This is a genomic window from Streptomyces sp. NPDC020192 (assembly GCF_044388685.1).
Taxonomy (GTDB): domain Bacteria; phylum Actinomycetota; class Actinomycetes; order Streptomycetales; family Streptomycetaceae; genus Streptomyces.
Genome location: NZ_JBIRXG010000042.1, coordinates 16,302 through 38,752, shown reverse-complemented (window position 1 = coordinate 38,752; position 22,451 = coordinate 16,302). Strand labels below are relative to the sequence as shown.

Below are 22,451 nucleotides of genomic sequence, written 5' to 3'. Positions count from 1 at the left end.
GGAGGTCACGCGGCGTCCTCGGCGCGTGCGTCCCCTCCGGCGGTGCCCGTGGCGCTCTGTACCTGGGGCAGGTGGCCCGGCCCTGAGGGCGGCCGGTGTTCGGCCTGCCTGCAGGGCGCGCATCGAGACGACGATGGTGCTCGGCGAGGGCGAAGGGCACACCGCCGGCCAGGTATGCGGCGCTGCACCCGCGCAGACGACCCGGCCCCGTCGGCGACAGCCCCGGCCGGCCGCCGGCCGCCAGGCTGACGCGCAGCGACGATGGCCGCAGCCCTCAAGGCCGGGTTCGCCGCGGAAGCCGCATGAGACCAAGCGCGCCAACGCGGCCGACAAACGGTGCGCCCGCGCGCTTACGCCTCGTCGTCCGCCGGATGGGCAAGCCGGGTCAGCAGATCCGTCAGCTTCTCGGGCTCACCGGGCCCCAGTTCCGCAACCAGCCGCTCAGCCAGCGGCTGCGCCGCCACGTGGACTGCGTCGAAGAGCTCCAGCCCCTGAGGAGTGATCTCCACTGCCCGCACCCGCCGATCTCCCGGAACGGCCTTGCGTACGGCGAGCCCCTTGCGCTCCAGGTCGTCCACGATCCGCATGATTCCCGCCTTGTCCGACCCCGTCGCCGCCGCCAGATCCCGCTGCACCGTGGGCCCGTGATTGACCAGCTCGATCAGTACCGCGAAGTGCCGCAACTCGATGCCGAAGGGCCGAAGCGCCTCACCCGTTACAGCGGCCGCGCGCCAGTGTGCCCGGCGCAGCAGCAGACCCAGAGCGAACGGCGACTCATCCCCGGGGCGGTCGGTCGCGCGCGGGGCGGGGGGCTGGTGAGGAAGGTCAGCGGCCATAAAGACACAATACCAGCGACACACTCATTCAATACGGTATCATTTGAAACTAACCGGCCCGCTCTTTGCTCAGCGGGAAGACTTCCCCGGGCACTGGAGCGCGCTCTGGTCATGACGCAGAATCGGGTCGCCGACGCCGAAGCGGCGCTGGCCCAGCCAGAATCTCCAGCCGACGAGCCCGCGACCGGTGTCCTGCGGCGGCGGTGGATCAGCCTGCCGGCCCTGACCGCACTGAAGTCCTTCGAAGACAGCCCGGCATGCGTCTGCACTGCGCCACCGGCCGGCGCGGCTTCACCCCTCCTGCCATGCCTGTACTGACCGAGCAGGAGGTCGCCCGGCGCCTTCATACCGGCACGGCCCGTCCCCACCTGGCGGCCGAACTCGCCACCGCATGCTTCACCGCCGCCTCGACCAGCCAGCTGGCCATCGCCCGTGTGCAGGGCGCCGCCCTGGACGGCAGCACGGTGACGCTCTATGACCGCCACAAGGTCCGCCAGGGCTGCGTGACCCACACCGTGCCCGCCTGGGCACGCCCCCTGCTACGGGCTGCCGCATTCACCCATCTAGCTTGGTTTCAAGCGGCTTCTTCCGCTGGTGATGAGTCGACCGGTCGTGCCTCAGGCTCGGAGTAATGATCAAGACCCGGTGATTCGGCCGTGCACATGGACGGCGTGGCCGTAAAAGCCCTCGGGTTGCTGAGCCAAGAGTGGAAACACCCGGCGAGTCGCCGCCGTGACCGGATCGGAACGGGTGACCGCGTCGTGTGTTTCCTTATCGATCCACAGCTGTGTCAGCCAAATCGTGTCCGGATCGTCAAAGGCTGTGTTGATGCTATAAGCAAGTAGGCCGCTGTCCTCGCCGCCAGCGCGGAATCCATCAAGGAGCAGGGTGATCAGCTCGTCACGCCGACCAGGCAGTGCGGTCATTCGTCCGTAGACGCTGAACATATCCCCACTGGACACGCGCGTTCACCCTTCGCCGGACCGACCCGTGCGTGAGCCTACCCGTCCGCGGGCTCCGCAACGGCGAAGTGCCGGGCCAATACCTGTGGATCCAGATGTCTAGAGCCCATCTCAATTGGTAGATCGGCTCATTGGTCTAGGTGAGCCAGAACCCCTTCGTTCACGGGGTAGGGGCGTTCAAGGGGCAGGAGTTGTCGTGCGGCGTCCAGGTCTCCGCCCCGTACATGCGCATGGATGGTGTGGGCGAGCGATGTGATGTCGGTGATGGAGACGGTCCACTCATCGGCGTAGAGGCGTGCGGCTTCGCCGGCGAGGCCGAGCTGGAGCGACCGGTGAGCAAGCGGCTGAAGGTGCAGGTCGCGTTCGGGGTCCCATTGCACCCGGGCCGGAGCCCGCTTCAATTGGCGCTTCCACGTGGCGCGGTCGGCGTGGAGCCCATGCTCGTAGTGGGACAGGCAGGCGTGTTCCAGTGCCCACTCGAAGCCTTCGCGGGAGATCTCGACTGCGAGGACGGTCTCCTGTCCTTCTTTGGTGCCCCACCCGCAGCGGTACATCATCCACAGGAACGACGGCTTGATCCATGTCATCCGGTCCCGCTGCCACACCGCTGGGAAACGGCCGTCCCGGGCGGCCGACAAGCCGATCTCCGGGGCGTACGCCTGGTAGACGGTGACTGTGGAGTCCGTGTGCAGGGCTCGAATCTGGTATTTGGGTTCTGCCACGGGGACCAGAGTGGGCACACTGTTGCGCGCGCGCCATCGAATTACCGCGGTGTGAGGCCGTCGAGCCTGCGATAGCAGATGAGGGTGGCCGCGATGCCGACGAAGGCGAGGAAGTGGGCGGCCTTGCGCTCGTAGCGGCGGTGTAAGCGGCGGCATCCGGAAAGCCAGGCGACCGTTCTCTCCACCGTCCAGCGGTGGCGGCCCAGCCGCTGGGAGGACTCGATGCCCTTGCGGGCGATGCGCGGCGTGATGTTCCGCGAGCGCAGCCATCGGCGCAGGTGATCGTAGTCGTACCCTTTGTCGCCATGGAGCTTCGTGGGCCGTCGTCGACGACGCCCGCGGCGGGAGCGGATGGGCGGGATGCCGCGTACAAGCGGTTCGAGGGCCTGGCTGTCGTGCAGGTTCGCGCCGGAGATCGCGACAGAGAGGGGCAGCCCGGTCCGCTCGGTGATCAAGTGGATCTTCGACCCGTACTTGCCCCGGTCCACAGGATTCGGACCTGTCAGTTCCCCCTTTTGAGGGCCCGCATGTTCACCGAGTCGATCGCGCAGCGGGACCAGTCCAGTTCACCGCGGGAGCCGAGCTCGTCGAGGACCAGGCGATGGAGCTTGGCCCACACTCGGGCCTTTGACCACTCGGCGAAGCGCCGGTGGGCTGTGGCTCCCGACGGCCCGAACGAGGCGGACGGCAACTGCTGCCACGTGCAGCCCGACGTCGCCACGAACACGATCGCAGCCAACACTTCCCGGTCACCGTGCCTGCGCCGGCCACCACCCTGAGGCCTGACCGGCGCCTCCGGCACCACTCTCTGGAACAGCTCCCACAGCTCATCCGGCACCAGCCGCTCAACGATTCCCACACCAGCAGGCTATCGAAGCCGCCAAATGAGATGAGCTCTTAAGCGGCTTCCTCATCGGGTCGCTCGACAAGGACTCCGTTCTCGAATCGGGCGCCCGCACCGACCAGGGGCACCAGGTGGGCTCCGGTGACCTCGCGCCAGCGGGCCTGGGCGGACTCGACCAGCTTGAACACCATCGCAAAGGCTGCGGCTGGGCTGCCGGCACCGCGGGTGACCTTGGTACGGAACTTGACCGTGGAGAACGTCGACACCCAGATCGGGTTCGTGGTCCGCAGGTGGATCCAGTGCTCGGCTGGGAAGTCGTAGAACGCCAGCAGCTCGTCCCGGTCCACGGTGATCTTCGCGACGGCCTTGGGCCACTTCGTGCCGTAGGTCTTCGCGAACGCCTCGATCGCCTTCTCAGCGTGCGCGCGGTCCTCGGCGTTGGAGATTTCCTGCATCGCCTTCGCCTCACCCGGCTGCGCGGACTTCGGAAGACAGCTCGCGACATTGCGGGCCTTGTCAACCCAGCAGCGCTGGTGCCGGGTGACCGGGAACACCTCGGCCAGCGCCTTCCACAGCCCCATTGCGCCGTCCCCGACGACCAGCTCGGGGTCGCGCATGCCGCGCCTCCGGCAGTCTCGCAGTAGGTCGGCCCACGACTCGGTGGACTCGCGCAGGCCCTCGGCCAGCGCGATCAACTCCTTGGTGCCGTCCAGCCGGACGCCGAGCAGGACCAGCACGCACGAGTGCGCCTGCCCGAGCCGGACCTTGGGGTGCACGCCCTCGGCCCACACGTACACCTGGTCGCGGTCCGACAGGTCCCGGTCCTGGAAGGCGGCGTGGTCGTCCTGCCACTGCTTCGTCAGCCGCGTCACGGTCGCCGCGGACAGACCCGCCGCGCCGCCGAGGAACTGCTCCAGCGCCGGAACGAAGTCCCCGGACGACAGGCCGTGCAGATACAGCAGGGGCACCACCTCGGAGATCTTCGGTGACGTGCGGCACCAGGGCGGCAGGATCTTGGAGGAGAACCGCTTGCGCTCCCCGATGAGACGCACTCTGTCTGCGCCGCAGCCACGCTCTGGATCCCGCTGGGGATGGTCTGCCGTGGGGGCCGGAAACGTTGATGAGGCTTCGGGAGTTTGGCTCTCATCAACGTCGGCCGCGGATCGGATGGAGCGTCTATGAGGCGTCGCGAGTGAAGCGCCAGGCTCCGCAGGTGAGGGCGAGTGCGAGGTAGAGGGCGAGGTCGAAGAGGGCGAAGGGGAGGGTGGGGGTGCGTTCCGGGTGGAGGGGGTGTGGGTGGAGTTGGCCGAGGGCGTCCGCGGCGTTGCTGAGCATGAGTTTGCTGGGCAGGGAGGACCAGCCTTCGACGGCTTTGGCTGCGCCGTAGCCGAGGTAGACCAGGGCGAAGAGTGCGGCGATGGCTCCGGCGGTGTGCCGGATGACGGCCCCGAGGCCGTAGCCCACGACGGTGACGACGAACAGGTAGAGCCCGGCACAGGACACGGCGCGCAACACGCCCGGCGTGCCCAGGCCGACGTCCAGGTGCCGCCTGGCCAGGACCGCCTGCCCGATGAAGAAACCGGTGAACGCGGTCAGTTCGCCCAGCAGCAGGGCGAATCCGCCGATGACGAGGGTCTTGGCGGTGTAGGCGAGCGCGCGCCGGGGTGTCGCGGTCAGCGTCGTGCGGATCTGTCCGGTGGTGTACTCGCTGCTGACGCCCAGCACGCCGAGGACGCCGAAGGCGAGGACGGCGAAGGCGAAGCCGGAGAGCGAGTCGCCCACCGGGTCGAACTGGGCCCGGTCGGCCGTCGCCAGGTGCGGCCACGCGCTGGCGGTGTGCGCCACGTCCATGACGCTCAGCGCCAGGCCGAACGCCACGGCGATGAGGGCGGTGATCCAGGTCGAGCGGAGGGAACGCAGCTTTATGACCTCGGCGGCCATGGCGCCTGTCAGTGCGGTGGGCATCAGTGGCCCGTCCCTTCGGTGCGGTATTCCACGGCGGATTCGGTGAGGCCGAGGTAGGCGTCCTCCAGCGAGGCCCCGGCGGGAACGAAGTCGGTGATCGGGACATCGGCGAGCAGACGTCCTCGTCCGATGACGAGAAGATGGTCGACGGTAAGGGCCATTTCGCTCATCAGGTGGCTGGAGACCAGGACGGTGCGTCCTTCGGCGGCCAGCGACCGCATGAGGGCCCGGATCCACCTGATGCCTTCCGGGTCCAGGCCGTTGGCAGGCTCGTCGAAGATGAGCACCGGCGGGTCGCCGAGCAGGGCGGCGGCGATGCCCAGGCGCTGCTTCATGCCGAGCGAGTAGGTGCCGATCCTGCGGCGGGCGACGTCGGTGAGGCCGGTGAGGGCGAGCACCTCCTCGATCCGGCCGCGCCGGATGTGGTTGGTGGCGGCGAGCGCGGCCAGATGCGCGTACGCCGTAAGGCCCCGGTGGACGGCCCCGGCGTCCAGGAGGGCACCTACCCGGCGCAGCGGCTGTTCGGCCTGGCGGTAGGGCACGCCGTCGACCAGGGCGCGGCCGGCGTCCGGGGTGTCCAGGCCGAGGACGGCCCGGATGGTGGTCGACTTCCCCGCTCCGTTGGGGCCGAGGAAGCCGCTCACACGGGCGGGCAGGACCTCGAAGCTGAGGTCGTCGACGGCGGCCTTGCGGCCGAAGCGTTTGGTGAGGCGTTCGCATCGAATCACGTGCATTACGGTGCCGGGGCGGGGGAGGTGATTCGTCTGCCTGCGGGCAGGACTTTTCGGGGCCGGGTCTGCCGTACGGCATAGGTCCCGCGGACGATGCGGGCGGAGCCGGGAGGCGCATACGCTCCGGTCGTGGAACGGAAGTCGCGTGCGGCCCCGCAGTTGCTCCGGCCCTACTGGCCGGAGGGCCTTGCAGTCCTGTCGCTGGCGGTGTGCGGACTGGCGCCGTGGCATCCGCAGGCGATCTTCTGGGGCGGAGTGCCGCTCGCCTTCGCGCTCTTCTGCGTCACCTCCCTGCGCCCGGCCCGCACTGCCGGAGTCGCCCTGGCCGCCGCCCTGGTGATGGCGGTCTCCACCGGCCTGCCCAGGTTCGAACACACCGGGGCCGTGGTGCCGTTCGCGCTGCTCTTCGGCGTCGCCTGGGCGGTGGGCTTCGCGGTCGGCCAGCGGCGCCGGTATCTGCATACGCTGCTGCGTCAGGAACAGGACCGCGCCGATCGCGAGGCAGCGGCGGAGCGGCTGCGCATCGCCCGTGAACTGCACGACGGCATCGCCCACTCGATGAGCGTGATCTCCGTCCAGGCGGGCTACGGCCGCCTGGTGCTCGACGACCGTCCCCAGGACGCGCGCAACGCGCTGGAGGCGATCGAGACCACCGGCCGGGAGACCCTCGTCGAACTGCGCCGCATGCTCGGTGTGCTGCATGATGACGGGGATGACGGGGATGACGGGGACGGCACCGACAACCCGGCCCTGGCCCCCGCCCCCCGACTCGCCGACCTGGACCGTCTCGCCGAACGGACCCGGCGCCCCGGCCTGCGGATCGGCCTCGCCGTCACGGGGTGCGCCAGACCGCTGCCCCCGGGGCTGGAGGCAGCCGCGTACCGGATAGTCCAGGAGGCGCTGACCAACGTGGTCAAGCACGCCGACGCGAGCACCGCGCAGGTCACCGTCGCGTACGGTCCCGGCGAGCTCACCCTCACGGTGACCGACGACGGCAGCATCCGGCCGGCCCCGAGCCGCACCGGGCGCGGGTTGACCGGGATGCAGGAGCGCCTCGCCCTCTACGGCGGCACCCTGCTGGCAGGACCGGCCGGGACTGGCGGCTTCCGGGTACGGGCCAGCATCCCCCTGGACGGGCCACAGCCCACCGCCGCAGCGCGGGAGCGGCCGTGACCATCCGGGTCCTGGTCGCCGACGACCAGCAGCTGATCCGCATCGGCCTGGCCGGAATCGTGGACACCGCCCCGGACCTCACGTCGATCGGCAGCGTCGCAACGGGCCGGGACGCCGTCGCAGCAGCCGCCGAACACCGGCCCGACGTCGTCCTGATGGACATTCGGATGCCCGAGATGGATGGCATCGAAGCCACCCGCCGTATCACCACCGCCGACCACGCACGTGTCCTGGTGCTCACCACCTTCGACCTGGACGAGTACGTCTTCGGCGCACTGCGCGCCGGGGCCAGCGGCTTCCTCCTGAAGGACGCACCGCCCCTCGACCTGCTGTCCGCCGTCCGCACCGTCGCCCAGGGCGAGGCACTGCTTGCGCCACGCGTCACCAAACGACTGATCGCGGCATACGTCAACAGGCCGACACAGCCACCACACGGTCAGGAACCGCCGCAACTGCCCGAGGCCGTCACCACCCGTGAACGCGAAGTGCTGCTGCTCGTCGCCGAAGGACTCACCAACGCCGAGATCGCCGAACGGCTGTACATCGGCGCGGGCACGGTGAAGACCCACGTCGCCCGGCTGCTGACCAAACTCGATGCCCGCGACCGCGTCCAACTCGTCATCCACGCCTACCGCAACGGCCTCACCGGCTAGTCCGCACAACCGTCGGCCGGCCCCGAAAGGCCAAGTTCGCGACACACGATGCCGTGGCCCACAACTGAGACAAACCGCAAACACCCAGGTCGCCACAGCTGAACGGGACATTCCAATTGAGGGCCTACAGTCTGGTATGGATCTCACCTCTGAACAGATGGCAGAACTGCGGGAGTTGGCCGGGTCGCGGGATGTTCCGGCTGTCGTCGCGCTTCGCGCACGGATCGTGTTGTGGTCCTGCGAGGGGCGCCGGCGCAAGGACATCGCCGAGCTCGCCGGTGTGGCGCCGCTGACGGTGGACCGCTGCAAGGCCCGTTATGCCGAGCGGGCCCTTGCTGGTCTGGAGGAGAAGCGTCGCGGCGGGCCGTGTACCCAGGTGCCGCCGCAGGTGCGGACCCGGGTGGTCGCTTTGACGAGGATGTCCCCGCCGGCGGAATCCGGTCTGTCGCGCTGGTCGACGCGGACACTCGCCGACCATCTGAAGCGACGGAAGGGCATCTCGGTGTCGTGGCGTTACGTCGCCCGCATCTGGCGTGAGGAGAATCTGAAGCCGCACCGCTCGGGCACCTTTAAGATCTCGAAAGACCCGGCGTTCGCGGACAAGGTCGCCGATGTCGTCGGTTTGTACCTGGCCCCGCTTGGCGGCGCCGTGGTGCTGTCGATCGACGAGAAGACGCAGGTGCAGCCCTGGACCGGACCCAGCCCGTGCTGCCGGTGACTTTCGCGGCCACGGAGAAGCGCACCCACGACTATGTGCGCACGGCACCACGAACCTGTTCGCCGCGCTGAACGTCACGACCGGTGAAGTGCTGGGCGAGTGCAGGCCGAACCGGAACGGCGCGACCTTCCTGGCGTTCCTGAAGAAGGCCGCCAGGCCGCATACGGGGAAGGAGATCCATATCGTCCTGGACAACCTCTCCACGCACACCACCCCGGACGTGAAAACGTGGCTGGCGAAGAACCCGCACGTCCACTTCCATTTCACCCCCGTCGGGTCCTCGTGGTTGAACCAGATCGAGATCTGGTTCGGGATCATCACCCGGCAGTCCATCCGTGCCATCCAGGAGATACCCGGCCCCACGCTGGGGGAGGCCGGTGTTGTGCGGCGCCTGGTGGGAGGTGGCGGTCGCCGCTCCGTGGCCTCATGCTGCGTCCGCCCTGGGGGCCGGCGGCGCCCGGCCTCGCACTCGATCGTGCTGGGCTTTGCAAGGGGCCCGGCCTTCGCCTCTGGCGAAGGCCCTGGCAGGGGGATTCCCCATGCGGGCCAATGGTTGGTCCTGTGTGGTGTGTCTTGCCTGGTGTTGAGGTTGTCGAGCGCCGCCACGGACCTTCCACCTGCGGCCAGGTTTCCTTCACGCAGCCCGCCACGGCCTCCCCGTCGCGCTCGGTCGCGCGGCGGGCGGGGACCTGGTGGCTGAAGCCGTGCCGTCGCAGCATCCGCGCGATCGCCGACAGCGTCATGCTTTTGTGGAACCGGCGCCCGATCAGCGACTTGATCCGGGCCAGCGTCCACGTCTGGTCCGGCCAGCCGTGCGTGACCGGCCCCTTGGCGAGCTCCTGCTCGAGCACGGTGAACAGTGCCTCACTCAGCTTGGCCGTGAGACGGGCCCGGCAGACCGCAGCCCCTCGGCGCCGGCGTCGTGCCAGGCCCGGCGCCGGCGCTGCACCGAGCGCACACTCCCGTAAGTCCTTGGCGACCTCGGCGTTGGAGGAACCCGCAGCGAATCGCTCCGCGGCCTCCAGCCGGATCCGCTCGCGAAACGTCGAGCGTGCTTCGAGGCTAAGGGCCTGTGTCACATCCTCTTTCCGCAGGTCACGGTGTCCTTTGGCTGGGTGGTGATCGGGTTTGCCGTTCGGATGAGCGTCGATGGACGCCGAACCGAACGGCAGTCGATGGGATCGTCAGGCGGCTGCGGCGGAGGGAGTTGGAACCGCCTCGGTCTGGGCGTTTCGTCGGGTGAGGCGGCAGGTCGTGAGGGTGATGAAGGCCCACTGGACGTGGGCTTCGGCGTGTGACATGAGACGTTCGTAGTCCCGCGCGTTGCGGCGGGCCCGCATCGTCCACGAATTCGACCGTTCAACCACCCAGCGCTTGGGCACCAAGACGAAGCCCTTGGCGTTTTTGGGCCGGGAGACGACCTTGACGGTGATGCCGAGGGCGGTCTGTGCCCAGGTGCTGAACTCGTCTCCGCTGTAGCCGTTGTCAGCCCGGACCAGGACGATTTCGGGGTGCTCGGCGTGAAGGCGGGTCAGCAGGACACGGGCCGCTTCCCGGTCCTGGACGTCGGCGGGCGTGACGAGCAGGTCGACGAGCAGGCCGTCCTGATCAACCAGGAGGTGACGCTTCCGCCCATTTATGTGCTTGTTCGCGTCATAGCCGCGCGTTGCCTTCGACACGCTCTCCGCGCCCTTGACGGACTGCGAGTCCACGATCACCCGGACCGGCCAGGGACAGCGTCGACGGTTCAGCCTCAACCGCCGACGGAGCTGGTCGAGGATGTGCCGGAGGACGTCGGCCTTCGCCCAGCGGGCGAAATACCCAAACACCGTGCGCCACGGAATGCCGAAGTCGGCGGGCAGCGCCCGCCACTTCGCCCCGTTGTCGGTGATGTAGCGGATGGCGTCGACCATGCGGCGGCGGGGCCACTTCTCCGGGGCCCCGCCCTTCGGGGTCTGGCAGGCGGGGGTGGGCAGGAGCCGTTCCAGGAGGGCCCATTCGAGGTCGCTGGTGTCGGAGGGACAGCGGTAGCGGGGCAGCAGCATAGAGGGACCGGGCCGCGACCTGTAGGGGGCCAACTGCCGGGCGGTCGCGGCCGGTTGCCTTTCTAGGGGGCACTCCAGGCTGGCGAGGAGGTGCAGGGTGGACTCGATCGCGCCCATCCGCGGCATGACCGTGCGGATGTAGGGATCGTCGGGCTTCTTGTTCTGGTGCGGCAGGAGGATCCCGGCGATGAAGTTCTCCACCCGGTGGTGGACAGTCTCGAAGAACGCGCGCTCGTAGCCGATCCAGACCTCCGGCGCGTCGTCCAGCATCCGCTAGCCCCACGTCTTGTCCCAGGTCACCGGCGGAAGCCCCTTCGCCGCAGCCACCATGCGCAGGTGCGCGAGCGCGGTGTGGACCTGCGCGCGGGTGCGCTCGGTGGCTGCCATCAGCTGGACGATCGTCAAGCCAGCGAGACGAGCCTCCAGCAGGGCGGACACGACGGCTTCGGCGTGGACGTGAGCGGGAACGCCCCGCCCCGTCGCTACTCGCCCGAGCCCTTCAGCAGCTTCTCCAGCTGCTCGTCCAGGTCGATCTCGCCGCGGGTGACCGCATTCTCGATCCAGTCTGCCGACGCCCGTACCCGTGTCAGACCCCGCAGGATCGTCTCGCGTTCGGCGTCGTCGTAGGGCTCGCCGCGCAGGTTCGGCACGATCCTTCCGGCGGTGACGGTGAACTGCGTGCAGACCGCGACCAGGTCCATGAACTGGGTGTTGTGTTCCATGCGCCGCAGCTGGTCCAGCTGCGGGGCGGCTTCCTCCTGCCCGTACTGGACCTGCTGGCGGAACTGGTCGAACTGCGCCTCGTTCACGGCGCGCCTGGCCGTGTCGTCGGCCATGGCCTTCGAGGCGACCGCCGGGCCGCGCAGGAAGTCGGTGGCCACCCGCGCGGCCACCTGGTCGTCGGCGGCCAGGTCGTGGATCGCGTCCACCTTCTCCTGGACGCTCTCAGGGGTGTCGACCTTCCAGCCGACGATCCGTTTCGCGCTGTCGTGCGTCCAACGCGCGGGGCCGCCCGCATTGGGCGGGGGCTGTTCACCGCCTCGAACCCTTCCTGCTCGACGGGGATGGAGGCGAGGATCTTGTGGATGGTGTGGGAGACGTCGGCTCGCCGGTGTTCCTTCGGCCAGCGCGAGGCCACCCACCGGTAGTCCCGGACCGTCAAATACGCCAGGCCGAGGTCCTCGGCGAACATCCGGATCGCCTCGCTGACCGTGAACAGCTCCTCGCTCCCCGACGGGTTCGTGCCCCCGTAGGAGTGCATCGGCTCGATCTCCATGGCCGCGTCCCCGAGCTGCCACTGGACGCTGCTCATCGCCGCTACCCAGTCCCGCCCCAGCTTGACCAGCTCGTCGTAGCGTTGCCGGATCACACTGCCGACCATCCCGGTCATCGGGACACCACCCCCACGAGCCCTGGGTGCGGCATTCGTATGTGCCGCCAACTCGCCCTGGAGGCCCGTCACTTCGCACCATCCGACCGCCTCGCCCGGCAGCGAAGGGCGTACGGCCCCGGCGGCCGAAGCGGCCCCGCATCTATAGAACGCGCAGGCTCTCACGCCTCGCCGGACCGCGCGCGCCGTGTGTGCCAGGCCCGTTTGCGGCAGGCGGGAGAGCCGTAGACCGCCGTGACCAGGCGGTCGACCCCGACCGCCCACGCCACCCCGCACTGCGGACACGAGGCCGTCACGCCGGCCCATTCGCCGCCAGCGCCTCGAACGGCAGGCCGCCTCACAGAACACCGCCGTTGCCTTCGCCGACGGCATCAACGGCCCACCACACCCCCGGCACAGCCTTGGCCCGCCCCCGTCGACCGCGACGTCGACCAGACGCAGCCGGGGCACTCCGTCCCTGCCCATACGCCCACCGTACGGCGGGGCGGTGCCTGCGGCCCAGTCGTCGCTTCGGACGGATCCACCCAAAGCGACGGGCCCCTGAACTGCGTCAACAGACCAACCGACTTGTCACGCAAGGACCTGGCACAAGCACTAGAACAACTTCCAGTGGCCCTCCGAGACCACTTCGACGGCGCCGTCAGTCACCATGATGGCCGTCTGCTCGTCAATCGCATACGCCGGCCCCGCGATCCCAGCCGCCCATCGTTCCGCCGCGGCCATGGTGTTGTCCGGACAATCCGGATGCTCCAGGTGCGGGAAGATCGAAAAATCAACCACGCCCAGCGCGCTATCACCGCCGGTGGGCGGCTTCCAGCCCACGAACTCCTCCCCGACGCGGGGGGTCATCACCGTGCTCCCGGCGCTGAGACCCACGTAGACCGTGTCGGGCAGCGACGGCAGGAGTTCAGCCAGCCCGGACTCCCGCATCCAGTGACACAGGTACAGCGCGTCACCGCCATTGACCAGCAGGACGTCGGCCTCCCGGACCCAGGAGACCCAGAGCGCTTCGTCGATGCTGGGCAGCGCCGTGAGTTCCAGCACGCCCACCGACTTCCACCCCAGCTCGGTCATGGGGCTGGGTGATCGTCCGCTGATGAATCGCCATGGCCCAGCTGGATCGGCGCCGGGGCCCCCGTACCCCGCGGTGGGGATGCAGAGGGCGCTGGACTCGGCGATCGGCTTGCCCAGGAGATCGACCAGCGCATCCTGGATGCTCGCGTTCCTGATCCCGGAGTCGGTGAGGAGAAGCTTCATCACGTCCTTTCCAAGGTGCTGGCCGCGCGCGTCGACGACCAGCCGTTCGCCAACGCGTCACAGCCGCCGCCACGTCACGGCTGCAGCAGGAACAGGCGCTCACGCCGAATGCCGCACCCCTTACCACCTTGCGCAACGTGAGGCGTGATCTCCGGGAGCGTCCTGGCAGGGACCGTCAGCAGTCGTTACTTGGACTGCCACTTGTCGAATGCCCAACCGGGATGGGAAGAGCCGAGGTACGGCAGGTGCGCGTCCCAGTCCACAGCTGTCAGTGCCCGGACCTCTTGCAGCGTGATGCGACTGGCCGAGTCGATGTTGAACCCCCAGGAGAAGCCGGCCAGCGGGACGACACGTCGTTCGGTGTCATCCATCGGGGTCCATGCCAGATAGCTGTGCGCTGTCCAGTCCAGGGTGGCCCGCTCAGCCCGTGACGGTGCATCAAACAGGGTGGGATTGATACCGAAGAACGCGTAGGGCGACGGCGCGTCCTCGAAAAGGTAGAACGGGTCCATGTCGAACGTGACCCCTGCGGAGGAGTCGTCCGTCGACCGCACCAGCTGGACCCAGCCGAACAGGGCCCGATATCCCTTGCCCGGATAGTCCACCACGGCGGTGCAGCACGGGAAACCGGCGGCTGAGGGGTGCTTGCCCACTGCAGCAGGGTCATCGACGCGTTCGAGCGTCACCGTTACTGCGCCCTGCATGTCGTCGCGTAAGAAGGGAATGATCACGGCTTCACCCTGCCGCTCGGACACGTCGGTGGCAAGAGCTGGGATGCCCGAAAGCCCACAGCATGTACTGGGCGATGTCGGAGCGTTTTGTCCCGGCAGGGCTGTTTCATGGTGCTTCGGATGGCGAGTGGGTGTGAGGCTGTTGAGGCCGTAGTGTCCGATGCGTGCTGTGCGACCGGTGAGGCCACGTCCCCGTCCGTTTCGTTCGAGTTGCTCCTGTCTGATCCCAACGCACCCCCGGTTGAGGCTGTTTGCGCCCTGGGGCAGGTGATGCCCGACGGTACTACCGAAACATGACGCGACATCGCCCGTATCCGAGCGACCTGTCCGATGCCCGCTGGGAGTTGACCGGACCCACGCTCACCGCCTGGCGGGTCGAGCGAAGAGGCAAGGGCCTGGACATCGGCCGCCCGAGCACGACCTGCGCCGCATCATGGACGCCATCCTCTACGTCGACCGCACCGGGATCTCCTGGCGCTACCTGCCGCACGATTTCGCTCCGTGGGAGACGGTCTACGGCTACTTCGCCGCCTGGCAGAAGGAAGGCGTCTTCGAGCGCATGCGTGCTGGACGCGCAGAGCGTCAAGACCTCCGCCAACATGCACGCAGCCGACCAGGGGATCGACGCCGGCAAGAAAATCGCAGGCCGCAAGCGCCACCTCGGTGTCGACGCCCTCGGATTGCTACGGGCAGTCTGGGTGACCGCGGCCGGCGTCTCCGACAACGCCGGCGGCATCCACCTGCTCTCACAGATCGCCGCCACAAGGCCTCGCGTGACCAAGGCGTGGGCCGACACCGGCTATCGCACCGAGGCCATCGACCACGGCGCCCGCCGCGGCATCGATTCGGCCTCGACACCGTCCCGGTCCCCGCCTACCCCCGCAGGACCTGGACGCGTTCTTCCAGGAGGTCAACGCAGTCACGGAGATCTGGCCGCGGCAGACCAGCGCGCTCACGCATCAATGCGATGGCCCGAACGTGGCGTCTCGCAGCCACCAGTTGGTCCACCTCCCGCTGGTCCTCGCCCGAGAGCCGACCCCACAGAGAATCGTTCATCCTCACATTGAATCGCTCGGCAGCACCGCCTGTCTCACAATATTCCCGCAGGTGAGACAGCTCCCTTATCAAACACCACTGCCGGGACAAAACGCTCTTTGATGAGCGTCGCTGCCGCAACGTCTATTGAGTCCGGCGGGTCGGCTTTTTTGCGGCCTCCTCGCGCACAATGGTTCAGGCCACGAGCAGGCGCAGGCCCAGCTCTGCCGCGTCGAGGGCGACGAGGTCCCGGTTGTGTTCGGCCCACCGGCCTGAGGAAAGGTCGTCGCGGAGGCTGTCCACCGCCCGCTGCTCGGCCTGGGGCCCGACTCTGGTCCATACCGATACCGCGCGGCGGACCTGTTCGTCCAGGTAGGCCTCAGGTCGGCGCCAGTGGGCCTCGAAGAAGCCGTCGGCGCAGTCCCACGGGATGAGCACCGGCTCCGCGTGGCCCCCGATCGCGCTGGTCATGTCGGCCAGTGAAGGCCAGCCAGTGAGAAGGTCAGCGAACTCAGGCAGGTAGTCGCGGGTGAGCCAGAATCGCTGAAGCCAGCCAGCCGTACTGGCGTCGTACGTGAACACCACCACGCGGCGGGCCACGCGCCGCATCTCGCGCAGCCCGGCAACCGGGTCCGGCCAGTGATGAACGGTGCTGACCGCCATCGCGGCGTCGAAGGACTGGTCAGCGAACGGCAGGCGCTCCGCACTGGCGGCCACGCACGGCGCCGCACCCGCGGGACGCTGCGCCCGCATCACCGCCGACGGTTCCACCGCCGTGACCTGGCGGTCCGGGGGCTCGTAGGAGCCGGTGCCGGCCCCGACGTTCAGTACCGTCCGGGCGTCCCCGAGCGCATCCCAGATCCTCGCGGCGATCCGCGGCTCGGTGCGCCGCGTCGCCGGGTAAGCGGACCCTATGGATTCGTACAACTGTGGACCGAACACTTTCAGTTGATCCTCCGGCGTCGTCCTGATCCCCATGGCTCGTGCCTCCAGTTCCTTGTCGATAGCCGTCACCATGGCGGCAGCGCGGTCGCGCTGTCCCTGCAGCAGGCCGCGCAGCCGGCGCAGGTGCGCGACCGCGTCGGTGGCCGGGTCGTCCACCAGATCCGCGATCTCGCGCAATCCGAAGCCCAGCCGCCGGTAGCCGAGCACCTCCCGCAGCCGCTCCACGTCGCCCGCCGAGTAGGCCCGGTACCCGACCGCGGTCCGCGCGGACGGTCGCACAAGGCCGATCTCGTCGTAGTGATGCAGCGTGCGGACACTCACGCCGGCCAACTCGGCCACACGTCCCACGGTCAGGTGTTCTTCCACGCCACCGACAATGCGGCATGACGCCACGTGAGGGTCAAGCGCTTCACTCCTGGTACCGCGCGTGGCTCCACGACCGCGCCGACCAGTAGCTGCAGGCTGTCGAGCGGTCATGACCTCAGCCGGACAGCCAGCGACGCTGCAGTCACCGTGCCCAGGAAGACGTAGCCGCGCTTGTCGTACCGCATCGCAACGGCCCGGGAGCTCTTGAGCCTGTTGTGATGGCTCGTTCGACGGTGTTGCGCTTCTTGTACCGCTCCTCGTCGAAGCCCGGTGGCCGTCCGCCTCGTGAGCCCTTGCGCAGGCGAGCAGCCTGGCTGTCGGTCTTCTCCGGAATCGTGTGCCGGATGCCCCGGCACCGCAGATACTCGCCGCGGCGAACGGTGCTGGCCGCTGGACTGGATCTGCGAGGTCCACCACCCGATCGGAAACGGCGAAGCCGTCATCCCCGACGCCCTCCTGTACTACGAGCGCGGCCCGGAGACGGAGAGAGCGGGCCGATGCTGCGAGCGTTCGTCGAAGTCGACCGGGCCACCATGGGCCCCGAACGCCTCGCCACCAAACTGCCCTCCTACGAACGCCGCTACCGCTACGCACCCGCAGTCCCGGGACGTCGGCCAGCCCTCCAGGAACCGGCGCTGGAGGAATGGCGGCGGCGCTACCCGCTCTTCCCCCGCGTTCTGTTCGTCCTGGACGGCACCGGACCCACCGGCATCGAGAACCGGATCCACGCCCTGCGCGCGGGGGCCGGGCTGCTGGCGCCGTCCCGCTTCCTGTACGACGTCCCCGTCCTCGCGGCGCCGCTTGCCGACCTGCTCCACCACGGCCCCTCCGCACCCGTGTGGCGTCCCGTCCACGAGCCTGACCTGCGAGTCCCTTGGACCGGTCGTGCGTTTCGCGCAGACGTAGCGCGCTGACCAGCCGTAGTCGGAGGTGAGAGCGGCACGGCCAACCCCATGGTCGGGGCTGGCGCGGCGCGGCCGCACCCGTGGTCGGCCTCATGGCCGGGGCAGGGCCGACCCGACTGTGACGGCATGTAACGCACCATCCGTCGCAACAGTGCCCGGGTCAGCGGTTCACGGCGGGCAAGTAGGCCAGGCCGGTGTCGAGCATGATGCGGTCGACGGTCTCGTGCAGGGCGCTGTCGGCGCCGATGACGGTCTCGATGCCGCCGGGCAGCAGATCGCGCGGCCGGTACCAGTCGCGCAGCGCCGCGAGCATGTCGCCGTAGCGGTCGGCGTAGAGGATGCCTTCGACCACGACGTGGAATCCGGCGTCCAGGGCGTAGCGGGCGGTCAGGTCGATCAGGCCGATGTTCGCGGCGCCGGGCCGGTCGCGTTCGCGGAGCACGATGCGGCGGAGGTTGTCCTGGCCGACCAGGGCCAGGCCGCGGCCGAACCGCTCACGCAGGCCGGCCGCGACGGACGACTTCCCCGAGGCGCTGTTGCCGCGCAGCACAACCAGCCGCGTTTCTTCGGTTCCCACCATCACGGCGGTCACGCTACCGACTGACAGCGCCGGCGTCGTTCAGGGGACGGCGTCGGCATCGACGCCCGGACGGGGAACGGTCCGGTATACCGCGGAGGATCCGGCCGAGTAGCCGGACGCCTCGGACACCTTGCGGACCTGCGTGGGCTTCTGGACCACACAGATCGAGACGGCCGCACCACATGGCGGGGACCGGAGAGGCCCCAGCCGGTGGGCGTCCCGGCTGGGGCCTCTTTCGTGTTCGGCTTTACAGGGCGCGGATGTTCTCCGCCTGCGGGCCCTTCTGGCCCTGCGTGATGTCGAACTCGACCTTCTGACCCTCGTGGAGCTCGCGGAAGCCCTGGGCGGCGATGTTCGAGTAGTGGGCGAAGACGTCCGGGCCGCCGCCGTCCTGCTCGATGAAGCCGAAGCCCTTTTCCGCGTTGAACCACTTCACAGTGCCCTTGGCCATGTGTCTGTCTCCTTCGAAGGGACTCGTATCGGGTCCCGCACCGTGCGGGACCCGGAGGTGATCGCCCTGGTCCGGAGAGGTGTTGAACAGCAAAAACGCCCGCGATGGCGATCACGGGCGAACGGGACTTCGGAACCACGACTGCTGATCATGACGTTACACCGGCTGGTGGAGCTCGGCCACAAAGAACCACGAAGGCGACGTGACCCGCGGGAAGACCGGCCACTGAGAGTCGCCCCCCCACGGGCGCCTCACCTGCAGTCGGGGGAGGCTGAGGCTATGGCTGAGCGTCGCGTGATCGTTGAACCGCCTGGAGAGAGCGGCGGCCAGCAGGTCCATGTCGACGGCGAGTTCCTCGGTAAGGCGTACAGCCTGCACGATCTGAGCGTGTTCCTTCAGCACGCGGGGTTGGAGGGCGTGGATGTGGCGGAGCATCCGCGAGGAGTGGGGGCGCTGCTACGGCCGTCCGGTCCGCCTGGGCCAGAACCCGACCCGGCCCAAGACCAGGATTCTCGCCGTCGGCGACGACGCCTGCCGACTGCTGGAGCGCCTCCACCGGCACGGACCGGGCTACCGGCCCGGCCCGTGCCAGTGGAGGCCCTGCGGCAGATCGTCGTGCAGAACTACTACCGCGACGCGACGGGCCGCCTGCGCTGGCGGACGGCAGACGACGGTGGGCTACCGCTTTCCTCCACGGCGATCGTCTCCCCGTACGACACCACGGCGCGCTACGTCCGCCATGGGCACATCATCCGCTGGAAGGGATTCGCCGCGCATGTCACCGAGACGTGTGCCTCCGACAGCGTCAACGTGATCACGGACGTGGCCACCACCTCGGCCGCCACGAACGACGCCCAGGCCCTGCCCGGCATCCACACCCGCCTGGCGCGTCGTGGACTGCTGCCAGCCGAGCACCTGGTCGACGGCGGCTACACCTCCCTGGTCCACCTGGAACGAGCCCAGCGCGAACACCAGATCACCGTCAGCGGCCCACTGCCGGGCAACCCCACCCGCCAGCACCTCAGGAACGAGGGCTTCGACCGGGACGACTTCCGCATCGACTTCGACCGCCGACAGGTCACCTGCCCCCAGGGCGAGGTCAGCGCCGGGTGACACGGCCCCTACCCGACATCCTCGCCCACCGCCGCCCCGCTGATCGTGGCCCGGTTCACCAAGAGCCAGTGCCGCCCCTGCCCGGTCCGCACCCGGTGCACCACCACCACCGCCGACGGCGCCCGCAACGTGGGCTTTCCCTCGCGAGAACTTCGCGACCTGCAACTTCGCGTCCGCGCCGAGCAGCAGACCCCCGACTGGAAGACCCGCTACGCGGTCCGTTCCGGAGTCGAGGGCACCATCAACGAGTTCGTCCACGGACACGGCATGCGCCACTGCCGCTACTGAGGACGGCCGAAAACCCATCTGCAACACGTGCTCACGGCCATCGCCGTGAGCATCGAACGCCTCAGCGGCCTGCCACCGACCGAGGAAACCCCCTCACCACGACCACCGACCGCCTTCCAGACCTTCCTGGACCAGCAGGGCGTGTACGGAACTTTGTGTAAGTCCTGGGCCATCACTTGGTGTTGAGCCGGTCCTCGAAGAAGAGTGAGAACTGGTTCAGTGCCTTCTTCCAGTGTGCTGCGACGTGGTTGACATCGCGCGCTCTGGGGGTGATCTGCTCGCGGACGGCGAGGTAGAGCACTTTCAACGCGGCCTGCTCCGAGGGGAAGTGCACACGGTTGCGCGTGGCTTTTCGCAGCCGTGCGTTGATCGACTCGATCAGGTTCGTCGAGTAGACGACCTTCCTTATCTCCGGCGGGAAGGCGAGATAGGGCGTGAATTCGCTCCACGCGGCCTGCCAGGTCCGCACGATCGCCGGATACCGCTGGCCCAGCTCGCCTGCGGCGAAGTCGGCGAGGGCCTGCTTGGCGGCCTGCTCGGTCGGGGCGGTGTAGATGGCCTTCAACTCCGTGACCAGCCCGGTGTGGTGCTGCTTGGAGGCGAACCTCAGCGAGGCACCGATCAAGTGGATCACACATGTCTGAACGGTGGCCTTGGGCCAGGTCGCGGTGACCGCGTCGGGAAGGCCCTTCAGTCCGTCGCAGGCGACGATGCACACGTCCTCGACCCCGCGGTTGCGGAGCTCGGACAGCACGGTCATCCAGGTCGTGGCGCCTTCGCCCTCGTCACCGGCCCACAGGCCGAGGACGTCCTTGCAGCCGTCCATGTCCACCCCGACGGCCAGGTAGACCGGCCGGGAGGACACGGAGCCGGAGCGGATCTTCACCCACAGCGCGTCGATGTAGATGATCGGCCAGACGGCGTCCAGTGGTCTGTTCTGCCACGCGTCGAGCTCGTCGGTGACAGCGTCGGTGACCTTGCTGATCAGGTCCGGTGAGACCTCGACACCGTACATGCCGGCCAGGTGCGAGCGGATGTCGCGGACCGACATGCCGCGTGCATACAGCGACAGGACCTGCTCGTTGAACCCTGTAAGCCGCCTGACGTGCTTGGGCACCAGCTGCGGTTCGAAGGACCCGTCACGGTCCCTGGGAACGGCCAGCGTGACCGCCCCGGCATCGGTCAGCACCGTCTTCAGCGATGTCCCATTGCGGCTGTTGCCCGAGCCGCGGCCAGCGGGATCGTGCTTCTCGTATCCGAGGTGGTCGGTCATCTCCGCGTCCAGGGCCCGTTCCAGTACGGCCCGGGTGACCGCCGTCAGCAGCCCGCCTTCGCCCAGCAGGGCAGCACCCGAGGCGTCGGCGCCCTCCAGCAGCCGCTCGACGACCTCATCGACGAGCTTGTCCTCGACCGGTTCGACGGCCGGGATCTCGTTGTCGTTCATGTCCGTCCGTCCCGGCTGGCCGAAGGCCCAGGTCAGAGCCCTGACCAGCCTGTCACATCACGGACTTACACGATCTTTCAGACACGCTCGGCGTTGAAGGTCGCCTCACGCGGGGTGGGTTCGCTGGGTCTGTGCATGTCCCCGCGGTCCAGGTCGGTCAGCAGCCTTTCCACGTCTGTCATGAGCGAGCCGTAGACGTGCCACGCGCCTGGCTTGGTGAGCCTGCCCTGGCCGATCATGTCGGTCATCGTGTGGTGCCAGGTGAGCGTTCCGTCGATCGCTGTGCGCAGCCGTTCGCGGGGAGATGCGTTCGCGGTGTCCGTCACCGGGCGGGTTTGGACGAATCCCTGGACGGCTGTCGCGGCCAGTTGCAGGGCGTCGGCGTACCGGTCGAGGAACTGCTGGCCCAGGTGGTGATCGGTGTGGTCGTCGTGGGCGCTGTCGGCCAGGGTGCGTGCGATTCCACGGACCTGGATCGACACGCCGCGCAGGACCCTGAACGCATCGGTACCCGTGGAGGTCGTGTCCTTGCGTCGCGTGTGCGCGACGCAGCGCGTGTTCCAGCGCAGGCTCTCATCGGCCTGCTGCACCTGTTCCTCTGCGTGTGTGAGGCGCTTGTCCAGGTTGCGGGCCTGGTGGAGCCAGGCGTGAGCATTCGAGGTGAGCTGTCGCCTGGCGAGGCCGGTACCCATGTCGTCCAGCAGTGTTCCCAGGGCGTGGGCGAGGTCGCGTACGGCGGAATCGGATTCGTTCAGATACAGCGGAGGCAGGACCAGGGCGTTCACCGCGATCCCCACGGCCGCGCCGGTGAGCGTCTGCAGTACGGGGGACAAGAGATGTCCCATGGGATCGGTTGCGGTGGCGGTCAATGCGATCACCGCCGTCGAGGCGACCTGGAGACGGTCGTCGGTGGTTCGGCGGGGACCGGCCAGGACCGCGATGACCGCAATGACGGCGACGGCGCCCACGGTCGGTCCCAGGAGCCGGGCAGTCACGAGGGCGAGAACCAGGCTGGCGATCCTTGTCACGACGCTTTGTGCTGCCTTCGTCACAGACTGATACACCGTGGAGGCGTTGACCATGAGTACGGCTGTGGCGACCGCCAGGTAGGGCTGGCTATCAGGAGCCCATGGAGCAACGACGGCCCAGGTCAGTAGGGCTGTGATGACGGTCTTGACGCCGTGCACCACATGATCGGCCCGCTCGCTGTGGATCTGGCGGGTGAGGGTGCGCCTCAGTTGCGTGAGCGTCACCGCCGTGCGCCCCGACAGGATGGTTGAATCTTGCACGACATTGA

General features: G+C 68.5%; 22 protein-coding genes and 5 pseudogenes. 10 read left to right on the top strand and 17 right to left on the bottom strand.

Annotated features, from left to right (window positions below):
- Nucleotides 1-350: 350 nt before the first annotated feature.
- Complete coding sequence (locus ACH47Z_RS42075) at nt 351-836, bottom strand: MarR family winged helix-turn-helix transcriptional regulator (protein ID WP_399084246.1); 486 nt, start codon at nt 834-836, stop codon at nt 351-353.
- Between the two features lie 111 nt (nt 837-947).
- On the opposite strand from ACH47Z_RS42075, the gene ACH47Z_RS42070 reads away from it, so the two are divergent.
- Both ACH47Z_RS42070 and ACH47Z_RS42065 read left to right on the top strand, forming a co-directional pair.
- On the top strand, nt 948-1,154 hold the full coding sequence (locus ACH47Z_RS42070) for a hypothetical protein (protein ID WP_399084243.1): 207 nt from the start codon (nt 948-950) through the stop codon (nt 1,152-1,154).
- Entirely contained in the window at nt 1,142-1,468 is a 327-nt protein-coding gene (locus tag ACH47Z_RS42065; RefSeq protein WP_399084240.1) for a hypothetical protein, read from the top strand. The genes ACH47Z_RS42070 and ACH47Z_RS42065 overlap by 13 nt, the downstream gene beginning before the upstream one ends.
- Before the next feature lie 3 nt (nt 1,469-1,471).
- On the opposite strand, the gene ACH47Z_RS42060 is transcribed toward ACH47Z_RS42065, so the two are convergent.
- The 6 genes and pseudogenes from ACH47Z_RS42060 to ACH47Z_RS42035 form a co-directional block, all read right to left on the bottom strand.
- Nucleotides 1,472-1,783 carry a putative quinol monooxygenase gene (locus tag ACH47Z_RS42060; protein WP_399084237.1) on the bottom strand — a complete coding sequence of 104 codons (312 nt, stop codon included), beginning with the start codon at nt 1,781-1,783 and terminating at the stop codon, nt 1,472-1,474.
- Between the two features lie 143 nt (nt 1,784-1,926).
- Nucleotides 1,927-2,520, bottom strand: coding sequence for a DUF4291 domain-containing protein (locus ACH47Z_RS42055; protein ID WP_399084234.1), 594 nt, complete (start codon nt 2,518-2,520; stop codon nt 1,927-1,929).
- Between the two features lie 41 nt (nt 2,521-2,561).
- A protein-coding gene (locus tag ACH47Z_RS42050) for an IS5 family transposase (protein ID WP_399084272.1) occupies nt 2,562-3,373 on the bottom strand; the annotation gives its coding sequence in 2 pieces (ribosomal slippage) (nt 2,562-3,028 and nt 3,028-3,373; 813 coding nt in all).
- Between the two features lie 44 nt (nt 3,374-3,417).
- Nucleotides 3,418-4,410, bottom strand: a pseudogene (locus ACH47Z_RS42045) (IS256 family transposase); the annotation flags it as partial.
- A gap of 130 nt (nt 4,411-4,540) precedes the next feature.
- A complete protein-coding gene (locus ACH47Z_RS42040; protein WP_399084231.1) occupies nt 4,541-5,329 on the bottom strand; it encodes an ABC transporter permease in 789 nt (262 codons plus the stop codon).
- Nucleotides 5,329-6,063 carry an ABC transporter ATP-binding protein gene (locus ACH47Z_RS42035; RefSeq protein WP_399084228.1) on the bottom strand — a complete coding sequence of 245 codons (735 nt, stop codon included), beginning with the start codon at nt 6,061-6,063 and terminating at the stop codon, nt 5,329-5,331. The genes ACH47Z_RS42040 and ACH47Z_RS42035 overlap by 1 nt, the downstream gene beginning before the upstream one ends.
- A gap of 126 nt (nt 6,064-6,189) precedes the next feature.
- Between ACH47Z_RS42035 and ACH47Z_RS42030 the strand changes: the two genes are divergently transcribed.
- The 4 genes and pseudogenes from ACH47Z_RS42030 to ACH47Z_RS42015 form a co-directional block, all read left to right on the top strand.
- Entirely contained in the window at nt 6,190-7,233 is a 1,044-nt protein-coding gene (locus ACH47Z_RS42030; protein WP_399084225.1) for a sensor histidine kinase, read from the top strand.
- Nucleotides 7,230-7,886, top strand: coding sequence for a response regulator (locus ACH47Z_RS42025; protein WP_399084222.1), 657 nt, complete (start codon nt 7,230-7,232; stop codon nt 7,884-7,886). Before ACH47Z_RS42030 ends, ACH47Z_RS42025 begins: the two co-directional genes overlap by 4 nt.
- A gap of 136 nt (nt 7,887-8,022) precedes the next feature.
- Nucleotides 8,023-8,604 carry an IS630 family transposase gene (locus tag ACH47Z_RS42020; RefSeq protein ID WP_399084219.1) on the top strand — a complete coding sequence of 194 codons (582 nt, stop codon included), beginning with the start codon at nt 8,023-8,025 and terminating at the stop codon, nt 8,602-8,604.
- Nucleotides 8,498-8,881: pseudogene (locus ACH47Z_RS42015) on the top strand (transposase); the annotation flags it as partial. The gene ACH47Z_RS42020 and the pseudogene ACH47Z_RS42015, both read left to right, overlap by 107 nt.
- A gap of 292 nt (nt 8,882-9,173) precedes the next feature.
- Here ACH47Z_RS42015 and ACH47Z_RS42010 read toward each other — a convergent pair.
- The 5 genes and pseudogenes from ACH47Z_RS42010 to ACH47Z_RS41990 all read right to left on the bottom strand — a co-directional run.
- Nucleotides 9,174-9,629 (bottom strand): annotated as a pseudogene (locus ACH47Z_RS42010) (winged helix-turn-helix domain-containing protein); the annotation flags it as partial.
- 159 nt (nt 9,630-9,788) lie between these two features.
- Entirely contained in the window at nt 9,789-10,919 is a 1,131-nt protein-coding gene (locus ACH47Z_RS42005) for an IS5 family transposase (RefSeq protein WP_399084217.1), read from the bottom strand.
- Nucleotides 10,920-11,131: 212 nt separating this feature from the next.
- Nucleotides 11,132-11,841, bottom strand: a pseudogene (locus ACH47Z_RS42000) (DUF6192 family protein).
- Between the two features lie 792 nt (nt 11,842-12,633).
- Entirely contained in the window at nt 12,634-13,296 is a 663-nt protein-coding gene (locus ACH47Z_RS41995) for a Type 1 glutamine amidotransferase-like domain-containing protein (protein ID WP_399084214.1), read from the bottom strand.
- 185 nt (nt 13,297-13,481) lie between these two features.
- Entirely contained in the window at nt 13,482-14,027 is a 546-nt protein-coding gene (locus ACH47Z_RS41990; protein WP_399084211.1) for a hypothetical protein, read from the bottom strand.
- A gap of 293 nt (nt 14,028-14,320) precedes the next feature.
- Between ACH47Z_RS41990 and ACH47Z_RS41985 the strand changes: the two are divergent.
- Nucleotides 14,321-14,893 (top strand): annotated as a pseudogene (locus tag ACH47Z_RS41985) (transposase); the annotation flags it as partial.
- Between the two features lie 364 nt (nt 14,894-15,257).
- Here ACH47Z_RS41985 and ACH47Z_RS41980 read toward each other — a convergent pair.
- A complete protein-coding gene (locus tag ACH47Z_RS41980) occupies nt 15,258-16,373 on the bottom strand; it encodes a methyltransferase domain-containing protein (RefSeq protein ID WP_399084208.1) in 1,116 nt (371 codons plus the stop codon).
- A 497-nt stretch (nt 16,374-16,870) separates the two neighbouring features.
- Here ACH47Z_RS41980 and ACH47Z_RS41975 point away from each other — a divergent pair, with 497 nt between their 5' ends.
- Nucleotides 16,871-17,287, top strand: a complete 417-nt coding sequence (locus ACH47Z_RS41975) for a hypothetical protein (RefSeq protein ID WP_399084205.1) — start codon at nt 16,871-16,873, stop codon at nt 17,285-17,287.
- 151 nt (nt 17,288-17,438) lie between these two features.
- On the opposite strand, the gene ACH47Z_RS41970 is transcribed toward ACH47Z_RS41975, so the two are convergent.
- Nucleotides 17,439-17,858, bottom strand: coding sequence for a kinase (locus ACH47Z_RS41970; RefSeq protein ID WP_399084269.1), 420 nt, complete (start codon nt 17,856-17,858; stop codon nt 17,439-17,441).
- Between the two features lie 247 nt (nt 17,859-18,105).
- Nucleotides 18,106-18,309 carry a cold-shock protein gene (locus tag ACH47Z_RS41965; RefSeq protein ID WP_399084201.1) on the bottom strand — a complete coding sequence of 68 codons (204 nt, stop codon included), beginning with the start codon at nt 18,307-18,309 and terminating at the stop codon, nt 18,106-18,108.
- 585 nt (nt 18,310-18,894) lie between these two features.
- Here ACH47Z_RS41965 and ACH47Z_RS41960 point away from each other — a divergent pair.
- Both ACH47Z_RS41960 and ACH47Z_RS41955 read left to right on the top strand, forming a co-directional pair.
- Nucleotides 18,895-19,422 carry a hypothetical protein gene (locus ACH47Z_RS41960; RefSeq protein ID WP_399084198.1) on the top strand — a complete coding sequence of 176 codons (528 nt, stop codon included), beginning with the start codon at nt 18,895-18,897 and terminating at the stop codon, nt 19,420-19,422.
- Between the two features lie 45 nt (nt 19,423-19,467).
- Complete coding sequence (locus ACH47Z_RS41955) at nt 19,468-19,710, top strand: transposase (protein WP_399084195.1); 243 nt, start codon at nt 19,468-19,470, stop codon at nt 19,708-19,710.
- Between the two features lie 172 nt (nt 19,711-19,882).
- Here ACH47Z_RS41955 and ACH47Z_RS41950 read toward each other — a convergent pair whose 3' ends face one another.
- Nucleotides 19,883-21,154 carry an IS256 family transposase gene (locus tag ACH47Z_RS41950; protein WP_399084192.1) on the bottom strand — a complete coding sequence of 424 codons (1,272 nt, stop codon included), beginning with the start codon at nt 21,152-21,154 and terminating at the stop codon, nt 19,883-19,885.
- 77 nt (nt 21,155-21,231) lie between these two features.
- Nucleotides 21,232-22,443 (bottom strand): aromatic acid exporter family protein, encoded by a 1,212-nt coding sequence (locus tag ACH47Z_RS41945; protein WP_399084189.1) that lies wholly within the window; start codon nt 22,441-22,443, stop codon nt 21,232-21,234.
- Between the last annotated feature and the right edge of the window lie 8 nt (nt 22,444-22,451).